The following is a 13,908-nucleotide window of genomic DNA, read 5'->3' as shown; positions in this document are numbered from 1 at the left end:
TTTCTCCGCCAGGATGAAACGCTAAGAAACGTCGTGGAATGTTGAGGAGGAACAATGCGCGCAGTTCTGGGTGAGGTCGAGAAGCGGCGGGCTGAAGCAAGCCTCGGCGGCGGCGAAAAGCGCATCGCCGCGCAGCACGCCAAGGGCAAGTTGACGGCGCGCGAGCGCATCGAGGTCCTGCTTGACGAGGGCTCCTTCGAGGAGTTCGACATGTATGTCACCCATCGTGCGGTCGATTTCGGCATGGCGAGCCAGAAGGTCGCGGGCGATGGCGTCGTCACCGGCTGGGGCACGATCAACGGCCGCCAAACTTACGTCTTTTCCCAGGATTTCACCGTGCTCGGCGGTTCGCTTTCCGAGACCCATGCCCAGAAGATCTGCAAGATCATGGATATGGCGGTGCGCGTCGGCGCGCCGGTGATTGGGCTCAATGATTCCGGGGGGGCGCGCATCCAGGAAGGTGTGGCCTCGCTTGCCGGTTACGCGGAAGTGTTCCGCCGCAATGCCGAGGCCTCCGGCGTCATCCCCCAGATTTCCGTCATCATGGGACCCTGCGCCGGCGGCGCGGTCTACTCGCCGGCCATGACCGATTTCATCTTCATGGTGCGCGATTCATCCTACATGTTCGTCACAGGTCCGGACGTGGTGAAGACCGTCACCAACGAGATCGTCACGGCCGAGGAACTCGGCGGCGCCCGCACCCACACGCAAAAATCCTCCGTTGCCGATGCGGCCTTCGAAAACGACATCGAGACGCTGGAAGCGGTGCGCCGGCTTTTCGATTTCCTGCCCTTGAACAACCGCGAGAAGCCGCCAGTCCGTCCCTTCCACGACGACCCGGCCCGCCTCGAAAACCGCCTCGACAGCCTGATCCCCGACAGTGCAGCCAAGCCCTACGACATGAAGGAGCTTGTCCATGCGATTGCCGACGAGGGCGATTTTTTCGAGATCCAGGAAGCCTTCGCCAAAAACATCATCACCGGCTTCATTCGTATCGAGGGCCAGACGGTTGGCGTCGTCGCCAACCAGCCGATGGTGCTCGCCGGCTGCCTGGATATCGACAGTTCACGCAAAGCTGCCCGTTTCGTGCGGTTCTGCGACGCCTTCTCGATCCCCATCCTCACGCTGGTCGACGTGCCGGGCTTCCTGCCGGGCGTGGCGCAGGAATATGGCGGCGTCATCAAGCACGGCGCCAAGCTGCTCTTCGCCTATTCGGAGGCGACCGTGCCGATGGTGACCCTGATCACGCGGAAAGCCTATGGCGGCGCCTATGACGTCATGGCCTCGAAGCATATCGGCGCGGACATAAATTACGCCTGGCCGACGGCCGAGATCGCCGTGATGGGCGCCAAGGGCGCGACCGAGATCCTCTACCGCTCGGAACTCTCCGATCCGGAAAAAATCGCAGCGCGGACGAAGGAATATGAGGAGCGTTTCGCCAACCCCTTCGTGGCGGCCGAACGCGGCTTCATCGACGAAGTCATCATGCCGCATTCTTCCCGACGCCGTATCGCCCGCGCCTTCGCCTCGCTGCGCAACAAGCAGGTGACGACGCATTGGAAAAAACACGACACGATTCCGCTCTAGAGGTCCGCTGTGACGGCGGCCGCCAGCCATGAAATACCGCAGGAGTTCCCGATGCCCAGACCGCCCGAAATGACCAAACATCGGGGTTTTCCCTCCGGCATGCCGGGCCATGGCCATCACTTCACGATCCGTCGGGCGAACGAAAAGGGTGCGACGCCTTTGAAGCCGCTGCAGCGCCGCGCCCGGCCGGGCACGATCGAGCACAAGGTGGACGCCGCCTTCCTGCACGCACTGTGGCATCATTTCGGCCCGGAACCCTTCGAGCGCGGCAATCTCGATGCCGGCCGACTCAACCTCCTGTTCGGCCGCGAGGTCGTGCCGGCTGAGGACAATTTCGATCCGACCTCCTACGAGGCGCTGCTGGTGATCAACGAGAAGGTTGCGCGCCAGAGCTTTCCGGAATCCTTCGAAGACGTGATGGAGATTTGAGTTTGGCGATCAAGAAGATCCTCATCGCCAATCGTGGCGAAATCGCCTGCCGGGTTATCAGAACGGCTAAGAAGATGGGCATCGCGACGGTCGCCGTCTATTCGGATGCCGATCGCGACGCGCTGCATGTGCGCATGGCAGACGAAGCGGTGCATATCGGGCCCGCCCCCTCCAGCCAGTCCTATATCGTCATCGACAGGATCCTCGATGCGATCCGCAAGACCGGCGCCGATGCCGTCCATCCCGGCTACGGGTTTCTCTCGGAAAATCCCGCCTTCGCCGCGGCACTCGAAAAGGAAGGCGTTGCCTTCATCGGCCCGCCCGTCAAGGCGATCGAGGCCATGGGCGACAAGATCACCTCCAAGAAGATAGCGGCCGAAGCCGGCGTCAACACTGTGCCCGGCCATATGGGCCTCATTGAGGATGCCGAGGAGGCGGTGACGATCGCCTCTTCCATCGGCTATCCGGTGATGATCAAGGCGTCCGCCGGCGGCGGCGGCAAGGGCATGCGTATCGCCTGGAACGACAAGGAGGCCCGCGAAGGCTTCCAGTCGTCGAAGAACGAGGCGAAGTCCTCCTTCGGCGACGACCGCATCTTCATTGAGAAATTCGTCACTCAGCCGCGCCACATCGAAATTCAGGTGCTGGGCGACAGGCACGGCAACACGCTCTATCTCGGCGAGCGCGAATGCTCCATCCAGCGGCGCAACCAGAAGGTCATCGAGGAGGCGCCGTCGCCCTTCCTCGATGCCGAGACGCGGAAGGCCATGGGCGAGCAGGCCGTGGCGCTCGCGAAAGCGGTCGGCTATTTCTCCGCCGGCACGGTGGAATTCATCGTCGACGGCCATCGCAATTTCTACTTCCTCGAGATGAACACCCGCCTGCAGGTCGAGCACCCGGTCACCGAACTTGTCACCGGCATCGATCTCGTCGAGCAGATGATCCGCGTCGCCGCCGGCGAAAAGCTCGCCTTCGGCCAGGACGATGTGAAGCTCACCGGCTGGGCGGTCGAAAGCCGGCTTTACGCCGAAGACCCGTACCGCAACTTCCTGCCGTCAATCGGCCGGCTTTCTCGTTACCGTCCGCCGCTGGAAGGCCGGTGGGAGGATGGCACCGTGGTGCGTAACGATACCGGCGTCTTCGAGGGCGGCGAAATCTCCATGTATTACGACCCGATGATCGCCAAGCTTTGCACCTGGGCGCCGGACCGGATCAAGGCGATCGACGCCATGGCGACGGCACTCGACGATTTCGAGGTGGAGGGCATCGGCCACAATCTTCCCTTCCTCTCGGCCGTCATGGAGCATGAGCGGTTCCGCGCCGGGCGGCTGACCACCGGTTTCATTGCGGAGGAGTTTCCGGAAGGTTTTTCCGGCGTGCGCCCGGATGAAGCCGCCGCTCGCAAGCTCGCGGCCATCGCCATTCTGGTCAACCAGGTGCTGCAGGAGCGCGCGGTGCAGATCTCCGGCACGATCGGCAATCACCGCCGCGTCGTCGGCAAGGAATGGGTGGTCACGCTTGCGGGTTTCGAGCTGCCCGCCGCTCTCGAAACCTCTCCCGACGGCACCTCCGTCACGTTCGCCGATGGCGCGCGCTTTTCGGTCGCCAGCGGCTGGCTTCCCGGCCGGAGTCACGCAGCCTTTCATCTGAATGGCGAGCCGATGGGCGTGAAGGTCGATCTCGCCGGAACCGCAATCCGGCTGCGCTGGCGCGGCATGGACGTGACGGCGCGGGTTCGCTCCCCGCATGTGGCCGAACTTGCGCGCCTGATGCCCGTCAAGCTGCCGCCGGATACGTCGAAAATGCTGCTTTGCCCGATGCCCGGCGTCATCACCTCGGTCGCGGTCAAGGCGGGCGATCAGGTCGAAGCCGGCCAGACGCTCGCAACCGTCGAGGCGATGAAGATGGAGAACGTTCTGAAGGCCGAGAGACAGGGTGTGGTCAAGCGCGTCGCGGCCATCGCCGGCCAGAGTCTTGCGGTGGACGAGCTGATCGTCGAGTTCGAGTAGGGCGGGTGGTGAGAAGCTGGGGCAGCTGAATCCGTGAACCGATTGCTGCGGCCAGGCGTCAGAAATCCCAGGGACATATAAGATCGAGCCCCGCTGTCTCGAAGTCCCTCAGGTTGCGGGTCGCTAAACGGCCACCGTTAACCCGCGCAATCGCAGCAATCATGCCGTCAGGCGCAGACATCCCGCGTCCCTGTCGAACAGCAGTGCCCATGATTTTCCCATAGGCCAGCGCGGCCTCTTCTGTCAGGCCAAAAATTCGATCGGCAAATCGACGCCGCCAGTCTGACAATCCCTGCTCTAGCCGTTCAGCGCGTTGATCGGGCCTGATCTTCTGAATACCGAATGCTATCTCCGCAATCGTTACGGTAGGCAGCGCGAGTTCGGCGTCGTATCGAATCAGCCAAGCAATCACCGCGTCGTCCGGCGTCTTTTTCAAGGTTTCGGAAACAACGTTGGTATCGAGGAAAATCAAAGATCGATGCCCTTATGAGGGTGACGATTTTCGCGAATGACTGCTTCCAGATCGATGTCGCTGCCGGCTTGCGCCGCCAGCCGGCTATAGAAGGTAGAGGCGGGCTCGCGCCCCGCTTCGCGGATCTCATAAGCTTCGAGCGCACGTTCGACCACATCAGCGATTGAACGGTTTTCACGGCGGGCAAGCCGGTGTGCGAGGTCGCGCGCCTTTGAGCTGCGGACGGAAAGCTGTGGTTCGGCCATTCCTACCTCCTACCGAGAAGGATAAATACGAACTGCCATCAAGATGGCAAATGATGGCTTGATATTCAAGAGTCCTATTGGATTGAGCTGCGACAGTGAATGGGGTGGCGAGAGGGTTCGGCCTAAAAACGGCAAGTTCCTCGCCTTAATGTCCCTTGCGCGGCCACTGCAGAGGGATCGGAGTCGCGGATAAAAATCGCTGAACGGGGCGCTGAGAGGTGCTACTTTTTACTAATACAAGAGGCAGCTTTCAGCGCCCCGTCCGAACACTATAAATAAACACCGCGTCGACGGCGCGCGTGTCCAAAGGCGCATGGAGGAGGAAACGGGTGACCGACAAGACCATAAAAGACTGGAAAGCACTCGCCGAAAAAGAGTTGAAGGCATCGCCCGAAACGCTCGTCTGGCGTACGCCCGAAGGCATCGAGGTGAAGCCGCTCTATACGGCCGACGACCTGCAGGGGATCGATCACCTGCACTCGCTTCCCGGCTTCGAGCCTTTCGTGCGTGGCCCACGCGCCACCATGTATGCCGGAAGGCCGTGGACGATCCGCCAATATGCCGGCTTCTCCACCGCCGAAGCCTCCAACGCCTTCTATCGCCGCAATCTCGCTGCCGGCCAGAAGGGCCTCTCGGTCGCCTTCGATCTCGCCACCCATCGCGGCTATGATTCGGATCATCCGCGTGTCGAGGGCGATGTCGGCAAGGCGGGCGTCGCGATCGATAGCGTCGAGGACATGAAGATCCTCTTCGACGGCATTCCACTCAAGGAAATGTCCGTGTCGATGACCATGAACGGCGCGGTCATCCCGATACTCGCCTCTTTCATCGTCGCGGGTGAGGAGCAGGGCTGTTCGCGGGCCGAGCTTTCCGGAACCATCCAGAACGATATCCTCAAGGAGTTCATGGTCCGCAACACCTATATCTATCCGCCCGACCCCTCGATGCGGATCGTCGCCGACATCATCGAATATACGGCGAAGGAAATGCCGCGCTTCAATTCGATCTCGATCTCCGGCTACCATATGCAGGAAGCCGGCGCGACGCTCGTGCAGGAACTCGCCTTCACGCTCGCCGACGGGCGCGAATATGTGCGCGCCGCCCTCGCCAAGGGCCTGAATGTCGATGATTTCGCCGGGCGGCTTTCCTTCTTCTTCGCCATCGGCATGAACTTCTTCATGGAGGCGGCGAAGCTCCGCGCCGCACGCCTCCTCTGGTCGCGCATCATGGAGGAGTTCAAGCCACAAAAGGCCTCCTCGCTGATGCTGCGCACCCATTGCCAGACGTCGGGCGTCTCGCTGCAGGAGCAGGACCCCTATAACAACGTCATCCGCACGGCTTACGAGGCGCTGTCTGCCGTGCTTGGCGGCACGCAGTCGCTGCACACCAATGCGCTGGACGAGGCCATGGCCTTGCCGACGGATTTTTCCGCCCGCATCGCCCGCAATACCCAGCTCATCCTGAGCCACGAAACGGGCGTCACCAAGGTCGTCGATCCGCTCGCCGGCTCCTACTATGTCGAAAGCCTGACGAACGAATTGGCTGAAAAAGCCTGGACGCTCATCAAGGAGGTCGAGTCCCTCGGAGGTATGACCAGGGCGGTCGCGGAAGGCCTGCCGAAGCGGATGATCGAGGAAGCGGCCACGCTTCGCCAGGCACGCGTCGATCGCGGCGAGGAGATCATCGTCGGGGTCAACAAGTACCGGCTGGAGAATGAGGACGAGCTCGACATTCTCGCCATCGACAATACCGCCGTGCGCAATGCGCAGATCAGGCGGCTGGAGGAGGTGCGCCGGCAGCGCGATCCGAGACAGGTCGAACAAACGCTTGATGCCCTGGCCGAGGTCGCCCGCACCGGCAAGGGCAATCTTCTGGAAGCCGCGGTGGAGGCGGCGCGTGCCCGCGCCACGGTGGGTGAGATTTCGGATTCGATGCGCAAAGCCTTCGGGGATCATTCGGCCGTGCCGGAAGTGGTGAGCGATATCTACGGCCCCGCCTATGACGACGATCCGGAATACCGGACGATCGTTAGCCGGCTATCCAATTATGCGAAGGCCTCCGGCAAGCCGAAAATCATGGTCGCCAAGCTCGGCCAGGATGGGCACGACCGGGGCGCCAAGGTCATCGCGTCCGCCTTCGGGGATATCGGTTTCGACGTGCTTGCCGGCCCGCTCTTCCAGACGCCGGAAGAGGCAGCCGATCTTGCGATCCGGGAAAAGGTCCAGGTGGTCGGCATGTCCTCGCTCGCCGCCGGCCATCGGACGCTCGGCCCCCAGCTCGTCGAGGCGCTGAAGGCCAAGGGCGCGGAAAACATCATCGTCGTGGTGGGCGGCGTCATCCCGCGGCAGGATTACGATTACCTGATAGAACACGGCGTCGCCGCCGTCTTCGGCCCCGGCACCAATGTGCTGGATGCCGCCAACAAGGTGCTCGACCTCATCGAGGGAAAGCGGCGCAATATCTGAGGATGGGTTGGAATGCCGGCGGGCTTTCGACTTCCGCCGGTATTCCAGTTCACCGTTTGCCGAGGAGGGGGAGCGTCTCAAGGAGCTTCGAAAGCTTGATCGCGCTCCACGGCATGTATTCGGCGATCGCCAGTCCCACGATATCGGCTTCCGCATCCACGGCCTTCAGAATATTGGCCACCTCCTCGAAGCGCATCCGGCCTTTCGCAACGCCCTCATAGGCATTCGGTTTGGCATCGGGGTCCTGCGAGAGAAGGAAGTCGTAGAGCGAGGGGTCGAGAACATCCAGGTCGAAATGCACCGCGACCTTCTTCGCGCCCGAGGCGCGCAGCCATTGCAGCACGGGCTCGGCGGAGCCGGCCAGGTCTTCCGGGCTGAGGCGCGTCATTCCGTGCTCTGGAATGAAATCCGTTTCGTAGGGCGCGGTTTCGGTCAGGCCGACATAAAGAACCCGGTCTCCCTTCACCGGCTTCGGCACGGCGGCCACGAAGTCCGGATCGCCTATCCCCATCAGCATGGCGAGCACATGCGCATGGGCGTTGCGGAACTGCTTCGCGGTCATCACGTCGGGATGCGCGTCCACCCAAAGAACCGCAAGATCCTCGCCATACCGCGCGCTGAGATATGCCGTGGGCGCGAGGTTGACGAGGCAGTCGCCGCCAAGCGTGACGATGGCGTCGGGATCGTGCCGGGCGATCGCCGATCTGGCTGCGGCAAGCTGGTCCAGAAGCGGCTTGCGGGAAACGATGCCCTGCTCGACCGGTCGCGTGGCGTCCGGGGCTTCGGGCACCGCAATCGTTTCCTCCGGTCCCTGCGCCTCCGGCGCGATCGCTGCAAGAACGCGCGCGCCTATCCTGTAGTCTGGGTGATCCCCGCCCTGCCATTGCGGAAGGTTCAGGCGCAGAATGTTTTTCGGGTCGATTGTCATGGTCTCACTCTTTCCTGTCGGGAATTCGGATCGGTTTACCCTTGCTGGGACAGGACATAGCTGGTGATTGAAAACAGGAACAAAATAGCGGATTTATAGCAACTCTGTCCAAGATTATGGACAATGACCGGAACGGGGGAATACCGTGAATCAGCTCCTAGCCATGCGGGCCTTCGTGCGGGTCGTCGATACCGGGTCTTTCCGGGGCGCCGCCAACCAGCTTCAGGTGCCGCGCTCGACGGTCAGCAAGCTCGTCACCGATCTCGAAAAGCATCTCGGCGCAAGGTTGATGAACAGGACCACGCGCAATGTCGTGGTGACTGCCGAGGGTGAGGAATATTACCGGTATGCGGCGCGCCTGGTGGCGGAGGTCGATGAGGCCGACAGCGCCGTGCGGGGCAGGAAGCTGACGCCGAGAGGCCATCTTCGCATCGAGTCCCACCCGACCTTCGCGCAGAATGTCCTGATCCCGTATCTGCCGGATTTCCATCGGCAGTATCCGCATATCTCCATCGCGCTGGGCATCGGCAACCGGCCCGCAAACATCATCGGGGAAGGGGTCGATTGCGCCATCAGGGCAGGGGAGATCGGCGACGAAACCTTGATCGCAAGGCATCTGTTCGATGCGGACTTCGTGACCTGCGCCTCGCCGGCCTATCTGGAGCGGATGGGAGCGCCGGCGTCTCCGGAAGACCTCGCCGCCAACCATGTTGCGGTCGGCTTCTTTTCCCATGCCGACGGCCGGATGAAACCGCTGGCCTTCGAGAAATCCGGTCACCGGCACCTCGTCAGCGACCTGCAATTCTCCGCCAATGAGGACAATGGCCAGATCGCCATGATCCTGGCGGGAATGGGGGTCGGCCAGAACCTGAGACCGTTCCTCCTGCCCTACCTGCAGTCGGGAGAGCTCGTCGAGGTTTTGGGCGAATGGAGCCATCCGACGCTGCCGTTCCGTGTCGTCTATGCTCCCGGCAGACATCAGAGTGCCAGGCTGAAGGTCTTCATCCAGTGGCTTGTCGAGCGCTTCGGAAAGCCCTCTCAGGGCTGAGCCCCCACCGGCATTGTATTCGGAAATTCTCTCAGCTGGCCGATCAGCGGCAACCGGATCGCCGCCTGGAAACCCCGGCTGATGTTCTCAAGCGTGATATCGCCGCCGTGATGGCGGGCTATCGCACGGGCGATCGACAGGCCGAGGCCGACGCCGCCGGTCTCGCGGTTGCGCGAATGCTCAAGGCGGAAGAACGGCACGAAGACCCGCTCGAAATCGGCAACCGGTATGCCGGGGCCGTCATCCTCGACGAGGATGGTCAGGCTGTCGGCGCGCTTTTCGAGCGAGACGCGCGCCCGCTTGCCGTAACGCACCGCGTTTTCCACGAGATTTCTTATCGCCCGGCGCAAGGCGTCGGGCCGGCACCGGTAGCCGATCCTCGATGCGCAGGCAAACGTCACGTCGAGACCGAGATCGGCTAGGTCGTCGCACAGGCTGGAGATGAGGGCGGTGAGGTCCACGCTACGGGTCTCTTCGAGCGTCGCCTCCTCGCGGGCGAAGGCAAGCGTGGCTTCGGTCATCGACTGCATCTCGTCGAGGGTCGCCAGCATGCGCTCCTGCAGTTCGGGATCGGAAACGAACTCGGCGCGCAGCCTCAGCGATGTGATCGGCGTGCGCAGGTCGTGGCCGATCGCCGCCAGCATGCGGGTCCGGTCGTCGACGAAGCGCTGCAGGCGCGCCTGCATTAGGTTGAACGCCTCGGTCATCTGGCGAATGTCGTCCGGCCCTTGTTCGGGTAGCGGCGGCACGGCCTCGCCGCGGCCGAGCGCCTCGGCGGCAACAGCCAGACGCCTTATCGGACGGGCGATCCGGCGCGCGACGAAAATTCCGATCCCGGAAAGAACGAGCGCGGTGATGGCGAGCGAGATGGCCGATTGCTGCGTCCAGATGGCGTTGGCGATCGGCTTGGAGACGACGGCGTTCAGCCATGCGCCGCCGCCGAGCTGCACAGCGAGACCCATGCCGTTGATGCGTTTGAGCGAGGCGAATTTCGCAGGCTGCGACAGGGGCCAGGCCGACGGTGACAGATCGGTCCACAGGATCGTGCTAGCCGCCGCGGCGGTGCCGGCGGAACCTTCCACCGGGTAGATCTTCGGCACTTTCGGATCCGGCGGCAGCGGCGGGAGCTGCTGCTTGTTCAGCTTCGCAAACCCTGCCAGGGGGGCGGCGAGCTGGGCGCTTGCCAGATCCTGCCAGGCCCGGGCCGTTTCCGGGCTGTCCGCTGAAATCCAGAATCGCGTGCTTGCCGTGTCGCTTGCCCGCAAAACATCACTCTTAAGCTCCGGCGGAGTCACCTCGACCAGCTTCGCGATCGAGGCGGCGCGGCTCAAGAATTCGCTCTTGGCGGCGGCGCGCAGCGCTTGGCCGCGCTCGTCCCAGGAAACCAAGAGGCCGATGCTCTGGGAGACCACAAGCGCAAGCAGGATCAGACAGATGAACTGCGCCGCCAAGCTCCGTCGCCACCAGCCAGTCATGACGGCTCGATCCTTGCCGTGAAGCTGTAGCCGCCGCCCCAATGAGTCTTGATTAGCACAGGGTTGCGCGGGTCGGCTTCGATCTTTTTCCTCAACCGGCTGACCTGGTTGTCGATACTGCGGTCGAAGCTGTCGGCAGCGCGCCCGACGGTCAGGTCGAGAAGCTGATCGCGGTTGAGCACCAGTCCCGCATGGTCGATGAAAACCGAAAGGAGGCGGAATTCCGCGGTCGAAAGTGGCACGGCGATCTCGTCGGGGCCGATGATCTCCCTCCGTCCCGTGTCGAGAACCCAGCGGTCGAAGCCCACGGTCCTGACCTTCAGGGTTCCGCGCCGCGGCGGCAGGCTATGGACGCGCCGGAGCACCGCCTTGATGCGCGCCAGCAGCTCGCGGGGATTGAAGGGCTTTGTGACGTAGTCGTCCGCTCCGAGTTCCAGGCCGATGATGCGGTCCGTCTCGTCGCTCATTGCCGTCAGGAGAATGATCGGAAGCTCGCCCCGACTTCGCAACTGGCGGCAGATCGACAAGCCATCCTCTCCCGGCATCATGACGTCGAGCACGACGAGATCGGGCGAGCTGCGGTCGAGCAGCCGCCGAAGGGCTCCCCCGCTCTCGGCCAGGCTGATCCTGTAGCCGTGCTGAGCCAGATATTTTCCCACCAGATCGCGAATGTCGCGATGGTCATCGACGACAACGATATGGGGTGTTGGGCTGACGGTGGTGCTCACGCATCGAGAATAGGAGAAGGCCGAATGTCCTCCTAGGGAAAAATTGTAACGAAGTATGTCGGCGGCCGGTCCTGCGACATTCGGAGAAGCACTCCGCCTTCCCTGACAGAACTCTGCGACACATGCCGATCATCATCCAGGCCTGCAAGCGCCGTCTCGCAAAGCGATTGTCTCAAGGGAAGGGTTCTGGATGCCGGCACACGATCGTACTGTTCCGCAAGCCTCGCTGTCTGTTTTCGACGCCGTCACGATCATGGTCGGACTGGTCGTCGGCATCGGAATCTTCCGCACGCCCTCGATCGTCGCCGCCAATGTCGAAAGCGAACTCGCCTTCATCGGCGTTTGGGTGGCCGGTGGGATCGTCACGCTCATCGGCGCGCTGTGCTATGCCGAACTGTCGGCCGCGCATCCCCATGCCGGCGGAGAATATCACTTTCTCTCCCGCGCTTACGGCAAGCCGATGGCCGTGCTCTTCGGCTGGGCGCGCGCCTCCGTGATACAGACAGGCGCGATCGCCGGCGTCGCCTTCGTCCTTGGCGATTACGCCGCGCGGATATTCCCGCTCGGTGCGCACGGCCCCGCTCTTTACGCAGGGCTGGCGATCGTCGTGTTCACCGGAATAAACGTCGCCGGCACCTTGCAGAGCAAGACGCTGCAAGTCGTCATCACGATGGTGGAGATCGGCGCCGTCGTTGCGATCATCGCCTTCGGCCTGTTCGGCTCGCCGGGATCGGCTCCGGAAGTGGAAGCGCTCGCGCCCGGATCGGCCGCCATCGGCATGGCGATGATCTTCGTCTTGCTCACCTATGGCGGCTGGAACGAGGCCGCCTATCTCACCGGCGAGCTCAAGGATGCGCCGCGCAATATCGCCAGGGTGCTGGTGCTGGGCACCGTCGTCCTGACGGCGCTTTACGTCCTGACGAATATCGCGCTCCTTTCCATATTGGGACTCGACGGGCTTCGCGCCTCCGAGGCGGTGGCCGCCGACATGATGGGTCTGGTAGCAGGACCGCCCGGCGCGCTCATCGTTAGCCTCGCCATTGTCGTGGCCGCGGTTTCGACGCTGAACGCAACGATCTTCACCGGCGGGCGCGTCTATTTCGCCATGGCCCGCGATCTGACGCTGATGCCGCGCATCGGCGAGTGGGACGAGCGCGGGAGTAACCCCGCAAACGGTCTGATCGCGCAGGGGATTGTCGCGCTCGCATTGGTGGGAATGGGCGCGGCCACGCGCAACGGCTTTCAGGCGATGGTGGATTATACCGCTCCGGTTTTCTGGGGGTTCCTGCTGCTCACCGGCATCGCGGTTTTCGTTCTGCGGCTTCGCGAGCCCAAGCGGGTGCTGCCCTACAAGGTACCCCTCTATCCGCTGACGCCGATCCTATTCTGCCTCACCTGCGCCTATATGCTGCATGCCAGCCTCGCCTATACCGGCGTTTCGGCCCTGATCGGCCTCGCCGTCCTGGCGGCGGGCCTGCCGCTCCTGTTTTTCCGCCGAACCGGCGAAAAGGGACACTCCAAGAGCTCTCCCGCGCGCACCGCCGTCACGGCTCCCGACTGACCGAACCGCACTTCAACCAGGAGAACCGCCATGTTCCATTTCCGAAGAACCGCCATTATCTGCACGGTATCTGCCCTCGCATTGGGCAGCCCCTTCACGCTGATCGGCCCGGCTGCCGCCGATCAGGCGGCGCCGTTCACCCCCTCCGTCGGCCAGGCCGGCAAGGATGTCGTCTGGGTGCCCACCCCGCAAGCGTTGGTCGACCGGATGCTCGAAATGGCCGAAGTCACCAAGGACGACTACGTCATCGATCTCGGCTCCGGCGATGGACGCACGGTGATCACCGCGGCGAGGCTGGGCGCGCGCGCCCACGGCATCGAATACAATCCCGACATGGTCGCGCTTTCGCAGCGCAATGCCGAGGCAGCCGGGGTGACCGACCGCGCAACCTTCGTGCAGGGCGACATCTTCGAATCGGATTTCTCGGAGGCGACGGTCGTCACCCTTTTCCTGCTGCCCGAACTGAACCTCAGATTGCGTCCGATCCTGCTGGACATGGAACCCGGCCTGCGCGTGGTTTCCAACACGTTCGACATGGGTGACTGGGAGCCCGACGAGCGGGTCGAGGCGGGCGGCGACTGCACGACCTATTGCAATGCCTACAAGTGGATTATCCCCGCCAAAGTGGAAGGCAACTGGCGCCTCGGCGACGCCGAACTCACGCTGACCCAGACCTACCAGATGCTGACCGGATCGCTGAACCGGGGCGGGGAGATGCTCCCCATCAGCGAGGCCAGGATGAACGGCCGGGAGATCAGCTTTCTTGCAGGCGACCGCCGCTATATCGGAGAGGTCGGCACCGACGGCACCATGACGGGAAGCATTGAGGGCGGCGGCGAATGGAATGCTTCCCGCTCCACCAACTGAGCTTCGGAGCCGCGAGTGAATTCGACTTGTGAGCACCGGTAATAGGTTCATGCGCATTTCGGTATCTAATGACTGACCAAACACGGATTAGGTA

12 protein-coding genes are annotated in these 13,908 nt (G+C 62.9%); 7 read left to right on the top strand and 5 right to left on the bottom strand.

Annotated elements, in window-relative coordinates:
* Positions 1 to 54: 54 nt before the first annotated feature.
* Genes YH62_RS24510 through YH62_RS24500 form a run of 3 tightly spaced genes read left to right on the top strand, consistent with a single transcriptional unit; the run spans position 55 to position 4,025 of the window.
* Positions 55 to 1,587, top strand: a complete 1,533-nt coding sequence (locus YH62_RS24510) for an acyl-CoA carboxylase subunit beta (protein WP_046796927.1) — start codon at positions 55 to 57, stop codon at positions 1,585 to 1,587.
* Positions 1,588 to 1,638: 51 nt separating this feature from the next.
* Entirely contained in the window at positions 1,639 to 2,016 is a 378-nt protein-coding gene (locus tag YH62_RS24505) for a hypothetical protein (protein ID WP_046796979.1), read from the top strand.
* A gap of 2 nt (positions 2,017 to 2,018) precedes the next feature.
* Positions 2,019 to 4,025, top strand: coding sequence for an acetyl/propionyl/methylcrotonyl-CoA carboxylase subunit alpha (locus YH62_RS24500; RefSeq protein ID WP_245282175.1), 2,007 nt, complete (start codon positions 2,019 to 2,021; stop codon positions 4,023 to 4,025).
* A 58-nt stretch (positions 4,026 to 4,083) separates the two neighbouring features.
* On the opposite strand, the gene YH62_RS24495 is transcribed toward YH62_RS24500, so the two are convergent.
* Together YH62_RS24495 and YH62_RS24490 are read right to left on the bottom strand one after the other, a co-directional pair.
* On the bottom strand, positions 4,084 to 4,497 hold the full coding sequence (locus tag YH62_RS24495; RefSeq protein WP_046796926.1) for a type II toxin-antitoxin system VapC family toxin: 414 nt from the start codon (positions 4,495 to 4,497) through the stop codon (positions 4,084 to 4,086).
* A complete protein-coding gene (locus YH62_RS24490; protein ID WP_046796925.1) occupies positions 4,494 to 4,742 on the bottom strand; it encodes a type II toxin-antitoxin system VapB family antitoxin in 249 nt (82 codons plus the stop codon). Before YH62_RS24490 ends, YH62_RS24495 begins: the two co-directional genes overlap by 4 nt.
* A 329-nt stretch (positions 4,743 to 5,071) precedes the next feature.
* Here YH62_RS24490 and scpA point away from each other — a divergent pair, with 329 nt between their 5' ends.
* Positions 5,072 to 7,207 (top strand): methylmalonyl-CoA mutase, encoded by a 2,136-nt coding sequence (gene scpA, locus YH62_RS24485; protein ID WP_046796924.1) that lies wholly within the window; start codon positions 5,072 to 5,074, stop codon positions 7,205 to 7,207.
* Between the two features lie 49 nt (positions 7,208 to 7,256).
* Here scpA and YH62_RS24480 read toward each other — a convergent pair whose 3' ends face one another.
* Positions 7,257 to 8,135, bottom strand: coding sequence for an arginase family protein (locus tag YH62_RS24480; RefSeq protein ID WP_046796923.1), 879 nt, complete (start codon positions 8,133 to 8,135; stop codon positions 7,257 to 7,259).
* Positions 8,136 to 8,280: 145 nt separating this feature from the next.
* Here YH62_RS24480 and YH62_RS24475 point away from each other — a divergent pair, with 145 nt between their 5' ends.
* Positions 8,281 to 9,183: a LysR family transcriptional regulator gene (locus YH62_RS24475; protein ID WP_137326553.1), complete on the top strand. Its 903-nt coding sequence runs from the start codon at positions 8,281 to 8,283 to the stop codon at positions 9,181 to 9,183.
* On the opposite strand, the gene YH62_RS24470 is transcribed toward YH62_RS24475, so the two are convergent.
* Together YH62_RS24470 and YH62_RS24465 are read right to left on the bottom strand one after the other, a co-directional pair.
* Positions 9,174 to 10,658: an ATP-binding protein gene (locus YH62_RS24470; protein WP_046796921.1), complete on the bottom strand. Its 1,485-nt coding sequence runs from the start codon at positions 10,656 to 10,658 to the stop codon at positions 9,174 to 9,176. The two genes, YH62_RS24475 and YH62_RS24470, sit on opposite strands and share 10 nt — an antisense overlap.
* Entirely contained in the window at positions 10,655 to 11,386 is a 732-nt protein-coding gene (locus tag YH62_RS24465; protein WP_046796920.1) for a response regulator, read from the bottom strand. Before YH62_RS24465 ends, YH62_RS24470 begins: the two co-directional genes overlap by 4 nt.
* 190 nt (positions 11,387 to 11,576) lie before the next feature.
* On the opposite strand from YH62_RS24465, the gene YH62_RS24460 reads away from it, so the two are divergent.
* Both YH62_RS24460 and YH62_RS24455 read left to right on the top strand, forming a co-directional pair.
* Complete coding sequence (locus YH62_RS24460) at positions 11,577 to 12,947, top strand: amino acid permease (RefSeq protein ID WP_046796919.1); 1,371 nt, start codon at positions 11,577 to 11,579, stop codon at positions 12,945 to 12,947.
* Between the two features lie 30 nt (positions 12,948 to 12,977).
* Positions 12,978 to 13,814, top strand: coding sequence for a methyltransferase domain-containing protein (locus tag YH62_RS24455; protein WP_052760499.1), 837 nt, complete (start codon positions 12,978 to 12,980; stop codon positions 13,812 to 13,814).
* Positions 13,815 to 13,908: the final 94 nt, after the last annotated feature.

Source organism: Rhizobium sp. LC145, assembly GCF_001005825.1.
In the GTDB taxonomy this organism is placed as follows: Bacteria; Pseudomonadota; Alphaproteobacteria; order Rhizobiales; family Rhizobiaceae; genus Neorhizobium.
The sequence above is the reverse complement of the archived record's forward strand: the minus strand, read 5'-3'. Positions and strand labels throughout refer to the sequence as shown.